At 42.0% G+C, this 18,124-nt stretch carries 16 protein-coding genes and 6 tRNA genes; 16 read left to right on the top strand and 6 right to left on the bottom strand.

The window, feature by feature from the left end; translation table 11 throughout:
- Positions 1-21: 21 nt before the first annotated feature.
- The 8 genes from L2748_RS18810 to L2748_RS18845 all read left to right on the top strand — a co-directional run bounded on the left by L2748_RS18810 (position 22) and on the right by L2748_RS18845 (position 6,976).
- Positions 22-720, top strand: a complete 699-nt coding sequence (locus L2748_RS18810; RefSeq protein WP_220781892.1) for a YggS family pyridoxal phosphate-dependent enzyme — start codon at positions 22-24, stop codon at positions 718-720.
- 162 nt (positions 721-882) lie between these two features.
- On the top strand, positions 883-1,701 hold the full coding sequence (gene proC, locus L2748_RS18815; RefSeq protein ID WP_220781893.1) for a pyrroline-5-carboxylate reductase: 819 nt from the start codon (positions 883-885) through the stop codon (positions 1,699-1,701).
- A gap of 27 nt (positions 1,702-1,728) precedes the next feature.
- The gene (locus L2748_RS18820) at positions 1,729-2,277 is read left to right on the top strand and encodes a YggT family protein (protein ID WP_220781894.1); all 549 of its coding nucleotides are present in this window, start codon (positions 1,729-1,731) and stop codon (positions 2,275-2,277) included.
- Between the two features lie 14 nt (positions 2,278-2,291).
- Complete coding sequence (gene yggU, locus L2748_RS18825) at positions 2,292-2,564, top strand: DUF167 family protein YggU (RefSeq protein WP_276521631.1); 273 nt, start codon at positions 2,292-2,294, stop codon at positions 2,562-2,564.
- 83 nt (positions 2,565-2,647) lie between these two features.
- Positions 2,648-3,082, top strand: coding sequence for a DUF4426 domain-containing protein (locus L2748_RS18830; RefSeq protein ID WP_220781896.1), 435 nt, complete (start codon positions 2,648-2,650; stop codon positions 3,080-3,082).
- Between the two features lie 124 nt (positions 3,083-3,206).
- Complete coding sequence (gene rdgB / locus L2748_RS18835) at positions 3,207-3,806, top strand: RdgB/HAM1 family non-canonical purine NTP pyrophosphatase (protein WP_220781897.1); 600 nt, start codon at positions 3,207-3,209, stop codon at positions 3,804-3,806.
- A complete protein-coding gene (hemW, locus tag L2748_RS18840) occupies positions 3,806-4,957 on the top strand; it encodes a radical SAM family heme chaperone HemW (protein WP_220781898.1) in 1,152 nt (383 codons plus the stop codon). Before rdgB ends, hemW begins: the two co-directional genes overlap by 1 nt.
- A 165-nt stretch (positions 4,958-5,122) precedes the next feature.
- Positions 5,123-6,976 carry a DUF885 domain-containing protein gene (locus L2748_RS18845; RefSeq protein ID WP_220781899.1) on the top strand — a complete coding sequence of 618 codons (1,854 nt, stop codon included), beginning with the start codon at positions 5,123-5,125 and terminating at the stop codon, positions 6,974-6,976.
- A gap of 71 nt (positions 6,977-7,047) precedes the next feature.
- On the opposite strand, the gene L2748_RS18850 is transcribed toward L2748_RS18845, so the two are convergent.
- The 6 genes from L2748_RS18850 to trmB all read right to left on the bottom strand — a co-directional run bounded on the left by L2748_RS18850 (position 7,048) and on the right by trmB (position 13,956).
- Entirely contained in the window at positions 7,048-9,048 is a 2,001-nt protein-coding gene (locus L2748_RS18850) for a hypothetical protein (RefSeq protein WP_246616188.1), read from the bottom strand.
- A 590-nt stretch (positions 9,049-9,638) separates the two neighbouring features.
- Positions 9,639-10,580 (bottom strand): LysR family transcriptional regulator, encoded by a 942-nt coding sequence (locus L2748_RS18855; RefSeq protein WP_220781900.1) that lies wholly within the window; start codon positions 10,578-10,580, stop codon positions 9,639-9,641.
- Between the two features lie 337 nt (positions 10,581-10,917).
- On the bottom strand, positions 10,918-11,733 hold the full coding sequence (locus L2748_RS18860; RefSeq protein WP_220781901.1) for a YggN family protein: 816 nt from the start codon (positions 11,731-11,733) through the stop codon (positions 10,918-10,920).
- A 218-nt stretch (positions 11,734-11,951) separates the two neighbouring features.
- Positions 11,952-12,866, bottom strand: coding sequence for a glutaminase B (gene glsB / locus L2748_RS18865; RefSeq protein ID WP_220781902.1), 915 nt, complete (start codon positions 12,864-12,866; stop codon positions 11,952-11,954).
- Positions 12,866-13,192, bottom strand: a complete 327-nt coding sequence (locus tag L2748_RS18870; protein WP_220781903.1) for a YggL family protein — start codon at positions 13,190-13,192, stop codon at positions 12,866-12,868. The genes glsB and L2748_RS18870 overlap by 1 nt, the downstream gene beginning before the upstream one ends.
- A gap of 50 nt (positions 13,193-13,242) precedes the next feature.
- Entirely contained in the window at positions 13,243-13,956 is a 714-nt protein-coding gene (trmB, locus tag L2748_RS18875) for a tRNA (guanosine(46)-N7)-methyltransferase TrmB (protein ID WP_220781904.1), read from the bottom strand.
- A gap of 239 nt (positions 13,957-14,195) precedes the next feature.
- On the opposite strand from trmB, the gene mutY reads away from it, so the two are divergent.
- The 8 genes from mutY (at position 14,196) to L2748_RS18915 (ending at position 17,940) form a co-directional block, all read left to right on the top strand.
- Positions 14,196-15,260 carry an A/G-specific adenine glycosylase gene (mutY, locus tag L2748_RS18880; RefSeq protein WP_220781905.1) on the top strand — a complete coding sequence of 355 codons (1,065 nt, stop codon included), beginning with the start codon at positions 14,196-14,198 and terminating at the stop codon, positions 15,258-15,260.
- A gap of 2 nt (positions 15,261-15,262) precedes the next feature.
- Complete coding sequence (locus L2748_RS18885; RefSeq protein WP_220781906.1) at positions 15,263-15,541, top strand: oxidative damage protection protein; 279 nt, start codon at positions 15,263-15,265, stop codon at positions 15,539-15,541.
- A 339-nt stretch (positions 15,542-15,880) separates the two neighbouring features.
- A tRNA-Phe gene (locus L2748_RS18890) sits at positions 15,881-15,956 on the top strand.
- 51 nt (positions 15,957-16,007) lie between these two features.
- Positions 16,008-16,083: transfer RNA gene (locus L2748_RS18895), tRNA-Thr, on the top strand.
- A 731-nt stretch (positions 16,084-16,814) separates the two neighbouring features.
- Positions 16,815-16,890, top strand: a tRNA-Phe gene (locus L2748_RS18900).
- 51 nt (positions 16,891-16,941) lie between these two features.
- Positions 16,942-17,017: transfer RNA gene (locus L2748_RS18905), tRNA-Thr, on the top strand.
- A 720-nt stretch (positions 17,018-17,737) separates the two neighbouring features.
- A tRNA-Phe gene (locus tag L2748_RS18910) sits at positions 17,738-17,813 on the top strand.
- A gap of 51 nt (positions 17,814-17,864) precedes the next feature.
- Positions 17,865-17,940, top strand: a tRNA-Thr gene (locus tag L2748_RS18915).
- The last annotated feature ends 184 nt before the right edge of the window (positions 17,941-18,124 follow it).

An 18,124-nucleotide genomic window follows, 5' to 3' on the forward strand; every position in this document is an offset into this window, starting at 1 on the left:
ATTCAACCAAAAACTTACAAGATGACAACAATAACAGACAGACTCGCAATCGCCCAGCATCGAATCACTCAAGCTGCGCAAAATGCCTCTCGTCGGGCAGAAGATGTACAACTGCTCGCAGTGAGTAAAACCAAGCCGAATGAATACATCATCGAAGCCTATCAGGCTGGTCAGCGTCGCTTTGGTGAAAACTACGTCCAGGAAGGTGAAATGAAGATCAATTCACTTAGCCAAGAGTACCCGGATATTGAGTGGCATTTTATCGGTCCTTTACAATCCAATAAAACCAAAGTGGTCGCTAGCCTGTTTGATTGGATGCATACAGTTGACCGTGAAAAAGTGGCTAAGCGCTTAAGTGAGCAGCGTCCAGACGATATGCCGGCGCTTAATATTTGTATTCAGGTCAATATCAGTAATGAATCGAGTAAGTCAGGCGTTGCTGCAACTGAAGTGTTAGCACTGGCTGATAGCTTAGCAGCGCTACCTAATTTGGTATTGCGCGGCTTAATGGCAATTCCATCAGCCGATGTTGATGAGCAAACGGCGAGCCAGGAATTAGCGGCACTGCACAACTTATATTTGCAACTTGCACAGCGCTTTGACACTGTCGACACGCTATCTGTCGGTATGAGCAATGACTTAGAACTTGCTGTAGACCATGGCTCAACTATGGTGCGTATTGGTAGTGCTATTTTTGGCGAACGAAATTATAACGTGTAATTTATACCACGAGTAAAAACAGCAATATAAAATGGATTAAAGTCGTATTAGAATAAATCGCTGCGGCAGCTATTTTTACCGCTGCAGCTTGTATTTAACGATTCAGCCCAAACATTAATAACTAAAGTAGCTATATACCAACTAAAACAAAAAGAGATCTTCATGACACAACAAAAAGTATGCTTTATTGGCGCAGGTAATATGACCCGCAGTATCGTTAGCGGTCTAGTGAAAAGTGGTTACAACCCAGCTCTTATCGAAGCCACAAACCCAAGCCAACCTAAGCTAGATGCCATGGTCAGTGACTTTGGTATTAATGTGTCTAATGACAACGTTAGCGCCGCGCAAAATGCAGATGTAATTGTGCTAGGCGTAAAACCACACTTTATGGAAGTTGTTGGTGAAGAGCTTAGTGGCTTAGATCTATCTAACAAACTGATTATCACCATCGCCGCAGGTGTCACAGCCAAGCGCTACGGTGACTTTTTTAAGCAAGAGATCAAACTAATACGCACTATACCTAATACACCAACGCAAATAGGTGTAGGCTTAACAGGACTTTATGCTGGCGACGATATCTCTGCCGAGCAAAAAGCCATTTGCGAAACCTTAATGGCAACCGGTGGTGAAACCGTTTGGGTTGAAAAAGAAGCAGACTTAAACCAAGTTATCGCCCTTGCTGGGAGCTCTCCTGCTTATTTCTTCCTATTTTTAGAATCTATGGTGGAAAGTGCGGTCAAAGGTGGTATGTCAGAAGTCGCCGCTAGAGAAATGGCACAACAAGCAGCACTGGGTGCAGCGTTAATGGTTAAACAAAACCCAGATGTAAGCTTGGCGCAACTTAGAGCCAATGTGACTTCAAAAGGTGGCACTACGGCACAAGCTGTCGAGACCTTTGAAAAAGGTGATTTACGAGGCCTAGTCGACAGCGCAATGAGCAATTGCATCGCCCGCGCTGAAGAAATGGCAAAGCAGTACTAATTTAAATTAAACAAGTAGAGTAAATAGATGAATGCATTTAGTTTTCTAATAAGCACAGTATTCGACCTGTACCTAATGGTCGTGGTACTGCGTATTTGGCTACAACTCGCTAGAGCCGATTTCTATAATCCATTTAGCCAATTTATTGTTAAAGCTACACACCCAATTGTCGGCCCGATGCGCCGTGTATTACCCTCGTTTGGCAGCTTCGACACGGCTTCGTTTGTCCTAGCTATCAGCGTTGTCGTGTTAAAGTTTGTAATCTTAAGCTTGATGGCAGGCGCTGCGATTAACGTGCCGAGCTTGCTGTTAATTTCACTTGTATCAGTGATTAAAGAAGCCGGTGTATTGCTTTTCTGGATGCTAATTCTACGAGCAATTTTGAGCTGGGTAAGCCAAGGCGGTAATCCGATTGAAATGGTCATGGGTCAGTTAACAGAGCCATTACTTGCCCCTATTCGCCGCATTTTACCACCTATGGGTGGCTTAGATTTATCACTGTTAGTGATGATGATCATTCTTAACTTTTTAAATATTTTATTGGCGCAATACGTACCATTTTGGGCTAGCGTATAGTGACTCCAGCACTGATGCAGCAGGGTAACCTGCTGCTACAACTTTATATTCAGCCTAAGGCAAGTCGCGATCAAATCGTTGGTCTACACGGCGAAGAAATCAAAATAGCCATTACCGCTCCACCTGTTGATGGCAAAGCTAATGCTCATCTCACCAAGTATCTCTCTAAAGCATTTAAGGTTCCTAAAGGCGATATTGAAATTATTAAAGGTCAGATGGGGCGCCATAAACAAGTCAAAATCACAACGCCAAAGCTCATTCCTATTGAAATACAAAACCTTTTGTAACCTTATAGTGATTCGAAGTTTAAAGCGTTTGGCCCAACTAAGTTCTATACTGTTAACAAGATATCGTTCTAAGGAAAGCTAATATGATCCGTTCATTAACGACTATGCTGCTACTGTTTTTTTGTATCAGCAGCACTGCATTTGCCGAACAAAAAGAAAAAGTGGGTAACTTTGATATTCACTACGTCGCTCTTAGTAGTACTTTTCTAACCCCAAGTATCGCTAAATCCTATGGTATCAAGCGCAGTAGTTACACAGGGATTATCAATATCGCGGTACTCGATACTAGTGAAGAAGGAAACCCTGCGGTACCGGTTGAACTTTCAGGCGTCGCTAATAATCTGCTGGATGCCAGAATTGATCTGAAATTTAGAGAAATTCGTGAAGGTGATTCAATCTACTATATCGCTGAAGTCCCTTATCGTGACGATCAAGAAATCAATTTTAAAATTGCAGTAAAATATGAAAAACAGCTTAATACTACAATTACTTTTAAACAAAAGTTTTACGTAGAGTAGCACTCAGCAAACATCATAGAACAGGGCTAAACGGCCCTGTTTTTTGTTGCCTATCTACTATCGAAAATCCCTTATCTCAGCTATTATTGCCGCCATTATTTTATGACTCACCTACAGGCTCCCCATGAATAAAATCGTCCTTGCTAGTGGTAACAAAGGTAAATTAAAAGAATTTTCAGAATTAATGGCTGATTACGGCGTTGAAATTTTAGCTCAAAGCGCATTAAATGTAGCTGAAGTGCCTGAAACTGGTACCACCTTTGTAGAAAATGCCATTATCAAAGCGAGAAATGCCGCTGAAGTGACTGGCCATGCTGCTATTGCCGATGATTCAGGTCTTGAGGTCGATTTCTTGCAAGGCGCACCAGGAATATACTCTGCGCGCTATGCAGGAGAAGGCGCAAAGGATGAGCAAAACTATACCAAGTTACTCAATGCACTTGATGGGCAAACCCAGCGCAGTGCACGCTTTCAATGTGTATTGGTTTATATGCGTCACGCTAAAGATCCAACTCCTATTATTTGCCAAGCATCTTGGGAAGGTACAATAGGTTTTGCTCCACAAGGCGACAATGGTCACGGCTACGATCCTATCTTTATTCCAGCTGAGCATGAATGCCCAGCTGCTGAACTTAGCTCAGATGAAAAAAACAAACTGAGCCATCGTGGTAAAGCACTCGTGTTATTAATTGAAGCAATGAAGCAACAAGGTATCTTTAACTAATGCTAACCCTGCCACCGTTAAGCCTATACATTCATATTCCTTGGTGTGTACAAAAGTGCCCCTATTGCGACTTTAATTCCCATGGCCAACATGGTGAATTACCGCAAACTGAATATGTTGATGCACTGATTAATGATCTCAAACAAGACCTACATTATGTGCAAGGCAGACAGCTTCACACCATTTTTATCGGTGGCGGCACGCCTTCTTTATTTGACGCCGCACACATTGGCCGTTTACTAACAGAAGTCGATGCACTGATCCCTTTTAGCGACAATATCGAAATCACCATGGAGGCCAACCCTGGCACATTAGAACATGATGATTTTGAAGCTTATAACAAAGCGGGTGTCACTCGCTTATCTATTGGCGTACAAAGTTTTTCTAGCGATAAGCTCAATTTACTTGGGCGCATTCACGATAAAAACGAAGCGCAAGTTGCTGCACAAAAAGCAAAGGTTTCTGGCTATCAAAGTTTTAACTTAGACTTGATGCACGGCCTGCCTGATCAGAGTTTTGACGAAGCATTAGCCGATATTGAAACCGCCGCAGAATTAGCGCCGCCGCACCTATCTTGGTATCAGTTAACGATTGAGCCAAATACCCTGTTTCACTCCAAGCCACCACAGTTACCAGATGATGAAAATCTATGGCAGATCTATGAGCAAGGACAAAAACGTTTAGCGGCGCTTGGTTATCAGCAGTACGAGATCTCTGCGTACGCTAAAGAAGGCTACCAATGCAAACATAACCTCAACTATTGGCAGTTTGGTGACTACTTAGGAATTGGTTGTGGCGCCCACGGTAAAATCACCCAAATTAACCCTAGCAATCTTGATGACAGCAAAATTGTCCGCACCGTTAAAATAAAGCACCCTAAAGGTTATTTAAGCGCAACTGATTATTGCTATGAAACCACTGAAGTAGAGCAAGAAGATAGGCCGCTAGAATACTTGATGAACCGCCTTCGCTTAATGAGCCCTATTCCAAAGGTTGAGTTTGAGCAGCGCACCGGGCTTAGCCGCGACACAATTCGTGAAGGGATTAAGCAAGCTTGTGCTAAAGGTTTAATGACCGAATCTAATGAACATTGGCAACTGACCAGTAAAGGTCATCTATTCGTCAATGAGCTGCTGTCACAGTTTTTATAGTGAGCTTTAAATCTTACTAACACGCAGAATTAAACTTAAGCAATTGAATTTAATAGCTAATAAATTCAAACACCCAACATCAGACACATTTACTAACACTTAGATCAAAAAATTAACCGACAGCTTCTTTAGGATAACAATCATAATTCTAAGGAAGCCTAAAAAATGCCTATAAAAACAAATATTAGCTTTATCGCCCTCTCACTCTCTATGGCATTTAGTGCCACAGCGGTTGCCGCTCCTACCTCGATAGCCCAATTAAGTCCAAGTGAGAGCGTTGCTCACAAGGCAGAAACTGAATCACAAAAAGCCAATGCCTTATTCGAAAACATTTTCATGGAAAATGTCATGGCGAGCCCTATCTCGCAAACCCATTTAGGTATTAAAACCGATTATGACAAGTGGGACGAAATGGGTGATGCTGCCGATGATGAAGCCCTTGCCCGCGATAAAAAGCATTTAGCCCAGCTAAAGCAAGTCAACACCAGTAAACTCGACCGACAGACTTTACTTAGCTATAAGCTACTGACCCAGAAGCTTGAGCAAAGCATTAAAGACGATAAGTGGCGCTACCATAGTTATCCGGTTAACCAGATGTATGGTGGCCACTCACAGATTGCATCGTTTTTAATTAACCAACATCAGATTGGCAATGTAGAAGATGCAAAAGCTTATATTAGCCGTCTTCAAGGTGTACCTAAGCGTTTATCGCAATTACAAACAGCCCTAGAAATCCGTGAAGACAAAGGTATTATCGCGCCTAAGTTCGTCTTTCCTTACGTGATTAATGACAGTAAAAACATTATCAACGGTGCGCCTTTCAGTTCCGCCAGCGATAGCCAAGACAGTGCATTGTGGAGCGACTTTAAACGTAAAGTATCAAAGCTTGAAATCAGCGATAGCGATAAAGAAAGCTTATTGCGTCAAGCTAAACTGGCGCTAATAGAAGATGTTAAACCTGCATATGACCAGTTAATTGCTTATATGACTAAGCTTGAAACCAAAGCCGATACCCGTGATGGCGCATGGAAATTTCCTCAAGGTGACAGCTACTACAACAATGCCCTTGCGCGCACGACCACAACCGATATGACTGCGAATGAGATCCATGAGTTGGGTTTAGCTGAAGTGGCTCGAATTCATAGTGAAATGCGCGCCATTATGAAAAAGGTTAACTTTGAAGGTTCATTAACTGAATTCTTTAAATTTATGCGTGATGATGAACAGTTTTACTATGCCAATGACGATAAAGGGCGCCAAGCTTACTTAAGTGAAGCGACAGCACTTATTGATACCATGAGCGGCCGACTTGACGAGGTCTTTAAAATAAAACCTCAGGCACCAATGATTGTTAAGCAGGTAGAAGCCTTTAGAGAAAAGTCGGCTGGCAAAGCCTTTTACAGTAACCCGTCACCGGATGGTAGCCGTCCTGGTACATACTACGCCAACCTATATGACATGAAGGCGATGCCAAAGTACCAAATGGAAGCGCTTGCTTACCATGAAGGTACGCCGGGTCACCATATGCAAATTGCCATTGCCCAAGAACTTGAGGGCGTACCAAAATTCCGTAAGTTTGGTGGCTATACAGCCTACATTGAAGGTTGGGGTCTCTACAGCGAGTATTTCCCGAAAGAAATGGGCATGTACTCAGATCCATACTCAGATTTTGGTCGTCTCGCAATGGAGCTATGGCGCGCATGCCGACTGGTAGTCGATACAGGTATTCACGCTAAAAAGTGGAACCGTGAAGACTCTATTGAGTACTACGTATCTAACACGCCAAACGCCAAGTCAGATGCGGTTAAAATGGTTGAGCGTCATATCGTGATGCCGTCACAAGCAACGGCTTACAAAGTGGGTATGATTAAGTTGCTAGCATTAAGAGATAAGGCGCAACAAGCCCTTGGCGATAAGTTCGATATTCGCGATTTTCACACCATAGTACTTAAAAATGGTCCAGTACCATTAGATGTACTAGAAAGTGAAATCGACTTATGGATTAAGCAAAGCAGCTAATTAATCGTTATCAACAAAAAAGCCTCGTCTGCAAGTTATTGCTGACGAGGCTTTTTTATCTGGAGTCGTTATTAGTCATAATCACCGACATTCGGCACGCTAAAGTTCGCATCATTCCACGGCCATGGCACTTTAGCCATAAAATCCGCTAGCTCAGGCGTGTCAGCATGTTGCTCACGGATCACCATCATGGTTCTGTTTACATGAAACTGATGGATGGGCTCTTGACCACCAATGGCGATGAAGTATTCGGCAAGCGTCGCTAAATGCTGCCTTTTATCGGCTAAGCCTAGCACCGCATCAGCCATTATTGGCGCGCCTTTCAACCCAGATAAATCGGCAGCGCAGCTCCATTTAGCAAACTGCCTAATAATACTGGCAAGCAGTTCAGCCCCCTTTTCATCATATGCTGCTGTAGCAAACAAATCGTACTCACTTTGCGCAACACAGCCGTTAACATGCTGAGCCACAAACCCAAAAAATAGTGATGTCTGGCCACTCTTAAGATAATGGGATTCGAGTTTTGGCATAAGCGCGTTAAGCTCTGTAAGCGACGCTATCTTAGCTGCAGTATCATTGACATTTTGCAGACTAATATCAACTTGGCCATTAGAGGTTGGGACTTCTGTTAAGCTAGCCTGCACCACCAAGTTTAACGCTAAAGGCTGACATACTGTTGGTACCACGCTATTGGTTGAGCATTCATGCAGTTCTTCAGTGATTCTATAGGGCTGACTAACCACGCTCCCTGTACTCTTAACTTGTTTCACCGCTTGTTTATCAAACAGCTCCACTTGCCAAATGACCGCATCTTCATCTTCACCAACAGCCAGGATCAATTGATCATCAATTTGGCCTTTAATCACAACAGGCTCATGAGTAAATACTTGTACTGTTCGCTGTTTACCATCGCCATTATTTTTCATCAACTTGTGCAATGGCAATATAGAGTCGCCAGTTAACGATAACTGCTGTACAACACCGTCCTGCCACCCCAGCCAAACACTGTTGCCATCAGCTGAAATAGTCGCTGACGTAAGACATTCAATAAACGTTTGCAACTCGTCATGGTGTTCAGAACTGGTGTCCCCCGCCGCAATCGCCGTCAATGATTCAATAAGGTCTTCAGCCTGATATTCTGCACAAATCTGTGCAGCTTCAAGCACTCTGACTTTATGGCTCCACAGTACTTTTTTTTGCTTAAAATCGATAAACTGCAGTTCAAAGTTAAAGCGGAGGTTCTCATCACTAGACTCTAAGACACTGAGTGTTTCTGTGTTAGCAAGTAATGCAACGCCGCGCTTTTTATCCATAAAAAAGGTATTACGCACAGAGATCTCTTCGGGCGCAGGCTGACCTTGAAGCGGATATATCTGAGTCTCTTCAGTCATTGGATTAAAACTGACAAGTTGATGCGTTCTACGCTTTTCACGCTGATAGAATACGAACTCTGTACCTTGGACGCACACCATGCTGTCATTAACAAACTTAAACGGCATTTCGTAGTTGCTAATGGCAGTATCATTAAGCTCAAAATGACTGACATTTAAATTCTTAGCTGTTATATCGACACAATACAAAGAGCTTGCACTGCGTCGTCCACCTTTAGGCGCCCCCACTATCCATAATTTACCATTGCTGATACAGGCATCCTTGGTTGGATATAGACCGAGTGATGCGATGGCAGAGAGACTCTGTTTACTCGGTTCCGCAGCATTAAATCTCGAGCTAAAAATCCGCCCTGTTGAGTCAACAGCGATAAACTGCTGGTTATCAAGCCACTCGGCAATCAATAGCTCACAGTTTTGAGTTTCAAGCAGTTCAAACTGACTAATAACGTCAGTATTAAAACCGGTACGCTTAATCACTTGTACCTGTATAAGCCCATCATAAAACAAACCGTGGTGCTGAAACGAATATTCGTTAGAGGCTAAACAAGTGCTAAGCGTCTCTGTAGAAGCAGTATCTTTTTTTTCTATAAGCTCAATATCTAAAAGTTCAGTTTCAACATCAGAGCTTTTAGTTACAGAGCCTAAAATACGAGGGAAAAATGTCTTAATAAATTTATTCAATGTAATACTCGTCTCATAAAATAAATGACTTTATGCCATACATGTCACTATTGCTGAAGATAAGTAAGCAGCTTAAAGCTATAAAGCCAACACTTTCAAGTGCTTTATGATGCAAGTAGCTCGTCACTCGCTATGTTTCTTTTACGATAAGAAATTATGTAACTATTTGAAGTAGCAGAAATAGAAAGGAAAGCTAGAGTTTTAATAAAGCCTAGAAAGAAAAATACCCCGGTGAAAGCCGGGGTAAACCAAAATTAGGATGATGGTTTTAAGGCTGACATTGTTTTAGTTCGTAAAGCTCTGTCAGCATTGAATCAAAACTGCTTATAGCGGCTCTGTAAACACAATAAAGAGGGGTCATTCTCGATTGCAGTTTAGGACTCAGAGCTTTTGAATCAACTGGCTGCAATTGTATTAAATTGAGAACAAACTGCAATTGAAATGATTTACACTTGTTTAGCTAAGACTTAATTTCGCCTTAACTAAACAAGTATTTTAGCGAGGTAAACAGCTGAATTTTATACTTATAAGTCTTTTCTACTTTAGTATGGATTTACATTGTCTTTACTATGAAACAATGTTTCCCCATTTTACTTACGTTTTGCATACAACTCTTTTAATGGCGTGTCCCAATATGGCGGTGTGCCGATATGATCTTTTATGAAATCAATGAAGGCACTAACCTTTGGTGCAAGATGTTTACGTCTTGGATATACAGCCTGTAAAGGCAAGTGATGAGTTAATTGCCAGTCTTCTAGGATAGGAACTAACGTGCCCTTTTCAAGCTCATCTTCAAGTAAGTAACTTGCAAGATAGACAACTCCTAAACCACTTACCGCAGCAGACTTTAACGCTGGAGCATTATCGACTCTAAAGTTTCCGGTTACGCCTATTTCACAGTAATCGTCACCTTGTTTAAACTGCCAGATGCTGTGTTCATGCCATTCGCCCTGATAAACTAAGCAATTATGATCTACCAGTTGCTCAGGTCTATTTGGTACGCCGTGTTTCTCAACATAAGATGGTGAAGCCGCTAATAGAAACTGGCACTTCATTAATGGTCTTGCCACCATACCAAGCGGCAATTGCTCTGACATAGTCAGTAATAGATCAAGCCCTTCGCTAACGACATCGACTTTATGATCAAGAAGACTAACTTGTAATTCAAGCTCTGGATGTTTTGCCATAAATTCTGGCAACGCAGGGATAATATGCATGGTACCGAAAGATTGCGAAATACCGACTTTCAATACACCTCGAGTAGCGTCGTTAAGATTATGAACACTCGCCACAGCTTGGTCAGCATCCCTTAACAGCTCTTCACCTTGCGCATAAAGCAGTTGACCGGCTTCAGTTAAACTCAAGCTTCTAGTAGTACGTTGGATTAATTGAACACCCAGTTTATGTTCTAAGTCTGCAACTTGAGTACTGACTTTAGACTTTGATATGCCTAACTTTCTCGCCGCAGAGCTAAAACTGCCCGCCCGAGCCACATGAGTAAAAATTGCGATTGGTTCTAAAAGTTCTAACATGTAAATCGCCTTAAGGTGTTTACGACAGTAATAGTACTTCCATCGCTAAGACATTCTATTTTAATTATAAAACAATATCTTAAGTGAATATATGTACGCTAGAGTAGAGTTTGTATTATTTAACCAATAAATGGTTTTTGCTTTTATTTTTAGAAGTATACCAAAAAAACGCCATAACTCATCAAATATGTCGTTTCGATGGGCTATACGCTAAAAGGCTACTCACGATAAAAAGGAGGGAGAACAGAAAAGCCCCTGCAAAAAGGTAGGATGCAGGGGGCGTTGCAAGACGGTTAAGCGCAACAGGTTAATCCAGCAAGATTGACTTACATTAGACTTACTCTAATAAAGTGCCATTTGCTGTTTCGACCAAGGGATAGTTTGCTAATTCTGGAATTTCTGTACGTAACTGCTTTTCTAAAACGATTAAAGACTTAAAGTTTTCACATAGCTTTTCACTGCGGGCTTCAATATCATCGGCCTGCTGCTCAATCTGTAGCTCAATTTCTTCACCAATAGAATCCATTTTTACCGAAAATGACTCCATTTTTTGTTCGAATGAATCGCCATCGCCAGACATCATCTGCGCGCCGAGTGACATCATCATGGTTCCCAAAGAGTTTTGAACCAGCTCTTCCATCTCTTTTTCAAACTCTTCACCAAAAGCATCTTCAAGTGAAGACTCTGTTGCGCCTAGATAAAAGGTGTCACCTTGTTGGTAAGCAACCTCTTCAATACGCTCTTCAAGGCCCGCCATCATTTCATCAATTTTGTCTCCACCACTATCACCAAGTAATGGAGTAAGCGCCAAGCTTACCGCAGTTGAAGCGATTGACACCGTATCATTCACTAGTGAGATCACTTCTGGTACTTGTGAAGAAACTTGCTGTGAATATTGTTCGACGAGTGCTCGTTGTTGATGACTCAGTTCAACTTGCTTACCGTTAACAAATAGTTTGTCCATTTCGATACGGTATTTCTCATCACCCACCTCACTAATGGTTAACTTTTTCGGCTCTACTGTGACGTCGTAATTCAGCATGACTTCACATTCGCTACTCATATCATGGTCGCTATGAGCCGCCACAATTTGTAAGCTAGAGGTTGATAGTAGTACTGCAGTGATCCCAACTGAGGTCAGTAGTTTTTTCATCGCTTTAATCCTTTATCGCTTAGTATCTAAATGATTTATTCAATCTTGACTAAGATAAAGCACAGAGCGTGCCACAACTTTTAAGAGACTGTATGCATTAACTTTGTTGGTAATTAGAACGAGAATTGAGCAATTGGGGAAATAATATATTTAGCCAATTAAACTAACAATTGGCTAAATAGCAAAACTGATAGGTACTGTAAAACAAGTAAGCAGAATTAAAAAATGGAGCGCCCTAAAGTCTGACTCAATGCTTCTAGCATTGCAGTGCCTGCTAAGGAGTTACCGTTTGCATCGAGCTCTGGCGACCAAACACAAACCGACATATCACCAGGGATCACCGCGATGATGCCACCACCGACACCACTTTTACCTGGCATACCAACACGATAAGCAAACTCTCCTGCGCCATCGTATAGACCTGAGGTAGCCAATAAAGCATTTAATTGCCTATTTTGCACCGGACTAACGAGCTGTTTTCCTGCAAGGCTCTTACCTGAATTAGCAAGATAAAACATTGCACGAGATAGATCCGCGCAACTCATACGTAATGAGCAGTAGTGGAAATAGCTATGTAGTACAGTATCGACATCGTTATTAAAGTTGCCAAATGACTTCATCAAATAAGCAATAGCCGCGTTACGTGCACTATGTTGATATTCAGATGCTGCAACCACCTTGTCATAACTGACTCGATGACTCTCACTTAAACCACGCACAATTTCGAGCATACGATGCTTAGGTGCGCCAAGCCGGCTTTGTAGCAGATCAGCAATAATTAATGCGCCAGCATTAATAAAAGGATTACGTGGTACGCCTTTTTCTAGCTCTACTTGCACTAAAGAGTTAAAAGAATGGCCTGAGGGTTCTTTCCCTACTCGTGACCAAATCTCGTCTTCTTCATACAACATTAACGCTAAAGTCAGACTAAATACTTTAGAGATACTCTGAATTGAAAAGGGCTCGAGATAGTCTCCAGCCCCAATAGTGACACCATCAGCGGTTGTCACTGCAATACCTAGTTTATTAGCATCGACCTCGGCTAGCGCTGGAATATAATCAGCAACTTTACCTTGTCCTAAAAGAGGTCGAACTTTTTCGACGACCTCTTCAAGTAATGCCAATTCAGGCATTAACCCCACCAAATATCGTAAAGCTCGCCGATTTCGACGTCTGATACAGGTTGCGCGTCAAAGAAAGCTTTAACCGCAGCGCGGTTTTCTTCGGTGCACTTACCAATACCTTGAGTAGCGATGATACCTTCCCACTCTTTATGACCACCACCGTGGTAACCAAGATCGGCAGGATCAATCACTTCTTGGATAAACTGATCAACGATTGCATCAATTTGCTCTTCTGTTACTGATTCATTAAATGTCCAGTTAACGTCAAATCCAAACTCTTGGAATTCATCTACGCGTAGTTTTTTACGTAAGCGACGGCTACGGTTTGCTGCCATGGTTGTTCTCCTAGATAACTTATTTTTAAAGTTTATATTTTGTTGAGTGCTTAAACGCGCTCAAACATAAGATCCCAAACACCATGACCTAAACGGTGGCCACGCGCTTCGAATTTAGTCAGTGGACGGTGGTCCGGACGTTCAACAACGTCACCTGTTGCAGACTGATTTTTATAACCAGGTGCAGCATTCATCACTTCCAACATATGTTCGCTGTAGTTTTCCCAATCTGTTGCCAAATGGAAAACACCGCCAACTTTAAGCTTGCTACGGATCAATTCAGCAAAAGGCGCTTGAACGATACGACGCTTATGGTGGCGCTTCTTGTGCCAAGGATCTGGGAAGAATAGTTGCACGCGAGATAGGCTACCTTCAGCAATACTGTTTTCTAGCACTTCAATTGCGTCATGGTGATAAACACGTAAATTAGTCACACCCGCTTCCGCAGCTTCCGCTAGACAAGCACCAACACCTGGCTTATGTACTTCGATACCGATAAAGTTAAGTTCTGGTGCTGCTTTAGCCATTTCAACTAAAGATGCGCCCATTCCAAAACCAATTTCTAGCACGGTATCCGCTTCGCGGCCAAACACTTCAACTAAGTCAATCGCCTCAGGAGTGTAATCTAGGCCTATTATTGGCCATTGCTGCTCCATTGCTTGAGCTTGGCCTTTGGTTAGGCGGCCCTCTCTCAATACAAAGCTTCTGACTTTGCGAAGGTATTTACCTTCTTCATTGAATTCAGCGGTTGTTACGTCGCTCATTTTCGCCCTCGCTTAAGGCTGCGCTAGCATTAGACAGCTATTATTTAAAAAAGAAAGGCATTATCCAAAGTTAAACCTTCAGTGCAAGCCTTATTGTGGCGAAATTATACCAAGAATCTCAGTTTGTGCGAACTGTGGCTTTGCTTTGCGATAAATAAAGTACCAATATACGCTTCAGACAACCGACATACGTCAATATCTGCCTTGTTAAACACCAAGGCTAAAGTTACACTGCGCCGATGAAAACTACCGCTGCTTTTTCAACTCGAATTATCGAATGGTACGACAACTTTGGTCGTAAACAACTCCCTTGGCAACAAAACAAAACCCCATATAAAGTATGGATTTCTGAGATCATGCTGCAGCAAACCCAAGTAGCAACGGTTATTCCTTACTTTGAAAAGTTTATTGCCCGTTTTCCAGATATCGAAACCTTAGCTAAAGCGGACCAAGATGAAGTTCTGCACCATTGGACTGGGCTTGGTTATTACGCTCGCGCCCGTAACTTACATAAAGCCGCTCAAACAATGCTGGCAGAATATAATGGTCAATTTCCAACGGATTTTGAGCAGGTATTAGCACTTCCAGGAATTGGGCGCTCAACAGCTGGTGCCGTGTTATCTTTATCGCTTGGACTTAATTTTCCAATTTTAGATGGCAATGTTAAACGCGTATTAGCGCGCCATGGTGCAATTGAAGGCTGGCCGGGTAAAAAACCGGTTGAACAACAGCTCTGGCAAATGACCGAAACCTTAACGCCGGCTAAAGATATTCAAAAGTATAATCAAGCTATGATGGATATTGGTGCGACAGTTTGTACCCGCTCAAAACCCAACTGTCCTCTCTGCCCCGTCGCCATAGACTGTAAAGCCCAATTAAGCGGGCGCCAAAGTGAATTCCCAGGCAAAAAACCAAAGAAAACAATCCCAGAAAAATCGGCTTGGTTATTGGTTATTGAAGATCAACAACAAGTTCATTTAGAAAAACGCCCTTCAGCCGGTATTTGGGGCGGATTGTGGTGTTTTCCGCAATTTAGTCATCGAGCAGAATTAGACTCTTATATAGAAGAGCAACAACTTAACGTTGAAATACAACAAGACCTGCTAGGTTTTAGGCATACATTTAGCCACTTTCATCTCGATATCCAGCCAGTGCTGGTTCGCGTGAGTGGCCATAGTGACAATCAGATCATGGAACAAGCAGCCTCGGTCTGGTATAACTTAACTCATCCACCTAAAGTTGGTTTAGCCTCCGCTACTGAGCGAATTTTGGCCGACTTAGGTTCTGTATTAAATAAGGAGTAATCATGGCTCGCACAGTAAATTGCGTGTATTTGAATAAAGAGTCTGAAGGCCTAGGTTTTCAGCTTTACCCAGGTGATTTAGGTAAGCGTATTTTTGATAATGTGAGTAAAGAAGCTTGGGCTCTTTGGCAATCAAAGCAAACTATGCTGATCAATGAAAAGAAATTGAACATGATGAATGTTGATGATCGCAAGTTTCTTGAAGAACAAATGGTCAATTTTTTGTTCGAAGGTAAAGATGTAGAGATCGAAGGATACGTTCCGCAAAAAGATGATGAGTAATCACAATTACCATTAGACGACTCTAGCTAATAAATAAAAAGCCGCTTAACTTATAAAGCGGCTTTTTATTGACCAAAGCAAAGCAAAATTCCTCTTACATTATCCAGTAATAAAACCATCACTCAAATTGATTGCTGTTTGTTTAGTCTTTTTTAGACTGTTTCCTGCCCCAAACCACCGCCTTTGCGCACAAACTAGCCGAACACGCCGTTTAATTACAAAAAGCACTTGCAGGAAAATATCTCCCGCTTTAATATACGCGCACTCCAAACGAGACGGGCTTTTAAGTCAGCTAGTTTTGAGTAGCAAATCTAAGATTTACTTAAGTAACACTTAGTTGCCCGAATAGCTCAGTCGGTAGAGCAGAGGATTGAAAATCCTCGTGTCCCTGGTTCGATTCCGGGTTCGGGCACCAACATTTATTAATGAGTTTCACTATTTACTTAGTAACTTGTTAAGCAAATAAGCCGGCATAGCTCAGTTGGTAGAGCAACTGACTTGTAATCAGTAGGTCCCGAGTTCGACTCTTGGTGCCGGCACCATAAAAACAAAAAAGCCACTCAATGAGTGGCTTTTTTGTATCTAAAATTTCTCATCTCGTAGCTGCATCACCCTAACTTTGCCCTCCCCTTAATCACGCAACTCCGATTAACTCAGAGCTTTATTGGCAAACTAATTCAAGGCGAACAACTGAAAGAATGGTAGCTCCTTTGTGAAGCTCTTCAACGCAGAAGTAGGCAGCCAAAAACGCTCCAGAATGGCGACCAAATCTTTATACTAATTAGTATTACATCCTAGCTAGTATAACTACCTTCCCTTTTCATTAAATTGTTTTACACCTAATGGCCCTTAAGGTAATAGTGAACTTTTTATATCACCCCATGAATATGCTTCATTACTCCTTTCTCTTTTCAAAAAAGGCCAATGAAAACATATTTGCTGTTTTCTCAGGGCTCGGTACAGAGCGACCATATAATACATTGACAAAAGCTGGTGTTAATTACACCAGCTTTAGCTGCTCATGCATGACCACCGAACTCATTTAACTAAAAGTCACTTACCAAAAACAAACACTTACGTTGAAATAACGTACAAATACGGGCTAAAACAAACTTTTATGCCTTTAAACGCTTATTTGTTACCCAGTCGCGCTAGAAAGCACTTGCACCTTTTTAAACACCGCTATATTATACGCGCACTCCAAACGAGACAGGATTTTAAGTCCGCTAGTTTGCAGTAGCAAATCTAAGGTTTACTTAAGTAATACTTAGTTGCCCGAATAGCTCAGTCGGTAGAGCAGAGGATTGAAAATCCTCGTGTCCCTGGTTCGATTCCGGGTTCGGGCACCAACATTTATTAATGAGTTTCACTATTTACTTAGTAACTTGTTAAGCAAATAAGCCGGCATAGCTCAGTTGGTAGAGCAACTGACTTGTAATCAGTAGGTCCCGAGTTCGACTCTTGGTGCCGGCACCATAAAAACAAAAAAGCCACTCAATGAGTGGCTTTTTTGTATCTAAAATTTATCTATCTATACTGTCTCTGTCTCTACAGAAAAAGTATTTATTAGCCGGTCTCAAGTTAACTTCTTGCCAAACTAGAATTGTTCACCGAGCAGGTATTGATACGACTCGACTTTTTGTTGCCGAACAGCGAACCGACATAGTCCTATGCGGGTCAGCTGTTATCCGACAAGATTTGAATCAAGTAAAAAACTCCCAATCCTTTTCCTCTAAAAAGCTCAACCTAAAAACCTGTAACAAGATCAGTGATAAAATGAGTTAAAGTCTTTTTAGATGACCACTAGATCTCTATATCTACCAATCTATCGATTAATACCAATCTTAACCAAAAATAAGAATAAGCCCTAAACAATGCTCTGCTTAATAAACGATGATAGAAACTGTCGATTAAGCGCGCTTTCTCGAGCGCTTCCCCTCTAATCCTTATAACGCCAGCCACTAGCCTCTCAAGTAAACCTCGCATAAAACAGGCCGCAACGCAGAAATATACGACATATTAGCGCAAAAATAACCACCTACGCCTTCAAACGTCTATTTGTTACCCAGTCACGCTAGAAAGCACTTGCACCTTTTTAAACACCGCTATATTATACGCGCACTCCAAACGAGACGGGCTTTTAAGTCAACTAGTTTGTAGTAGCAAATCTAAGGTTTACTTAAGTAATACTTAGTTGCCCGAATAGCTCAGTCGGTAGAGCAGAGGATTGAAAATCCTCGTGTCCCTGGTTCGATTCCGGGTTCGGGCACCAACATTTATTAATGAGTTTCACTATTTACTTAGTAACTTGTTAAGCAAATAAGCCGGCATAGCTCAGTTGGTAGAGCAACTGACTTGTAATCAGTAGGTCCCGAGTTCGACTCTTGGTGCCGGCACCATAAAAACAAAAAAGCCACTCAATGAGTGGCTTTTTTGTATCTAAAATTTCTCATCTCGTAGCTGCATTATCCTAACGTTGCCCTCCCCTTATCTGATCTCTAGTACTAAAACTAGACACGGCACTAAGCAATGCTCTTTAGTTCGAATGCTTCTGGGCTGAGATAGCCATTCGCACTATGCCTT

This window comes from Shewanella sairae, from assembly GCF_023283535.1.
In the GTDB taxonomy this organism is placed as follows: domain Bacteria; phylum Pseudomonadota; class Gammaproteobacteria; order Enterobacterales; family Shewanellaceae; genus Shewanella; species Shewanella sairae.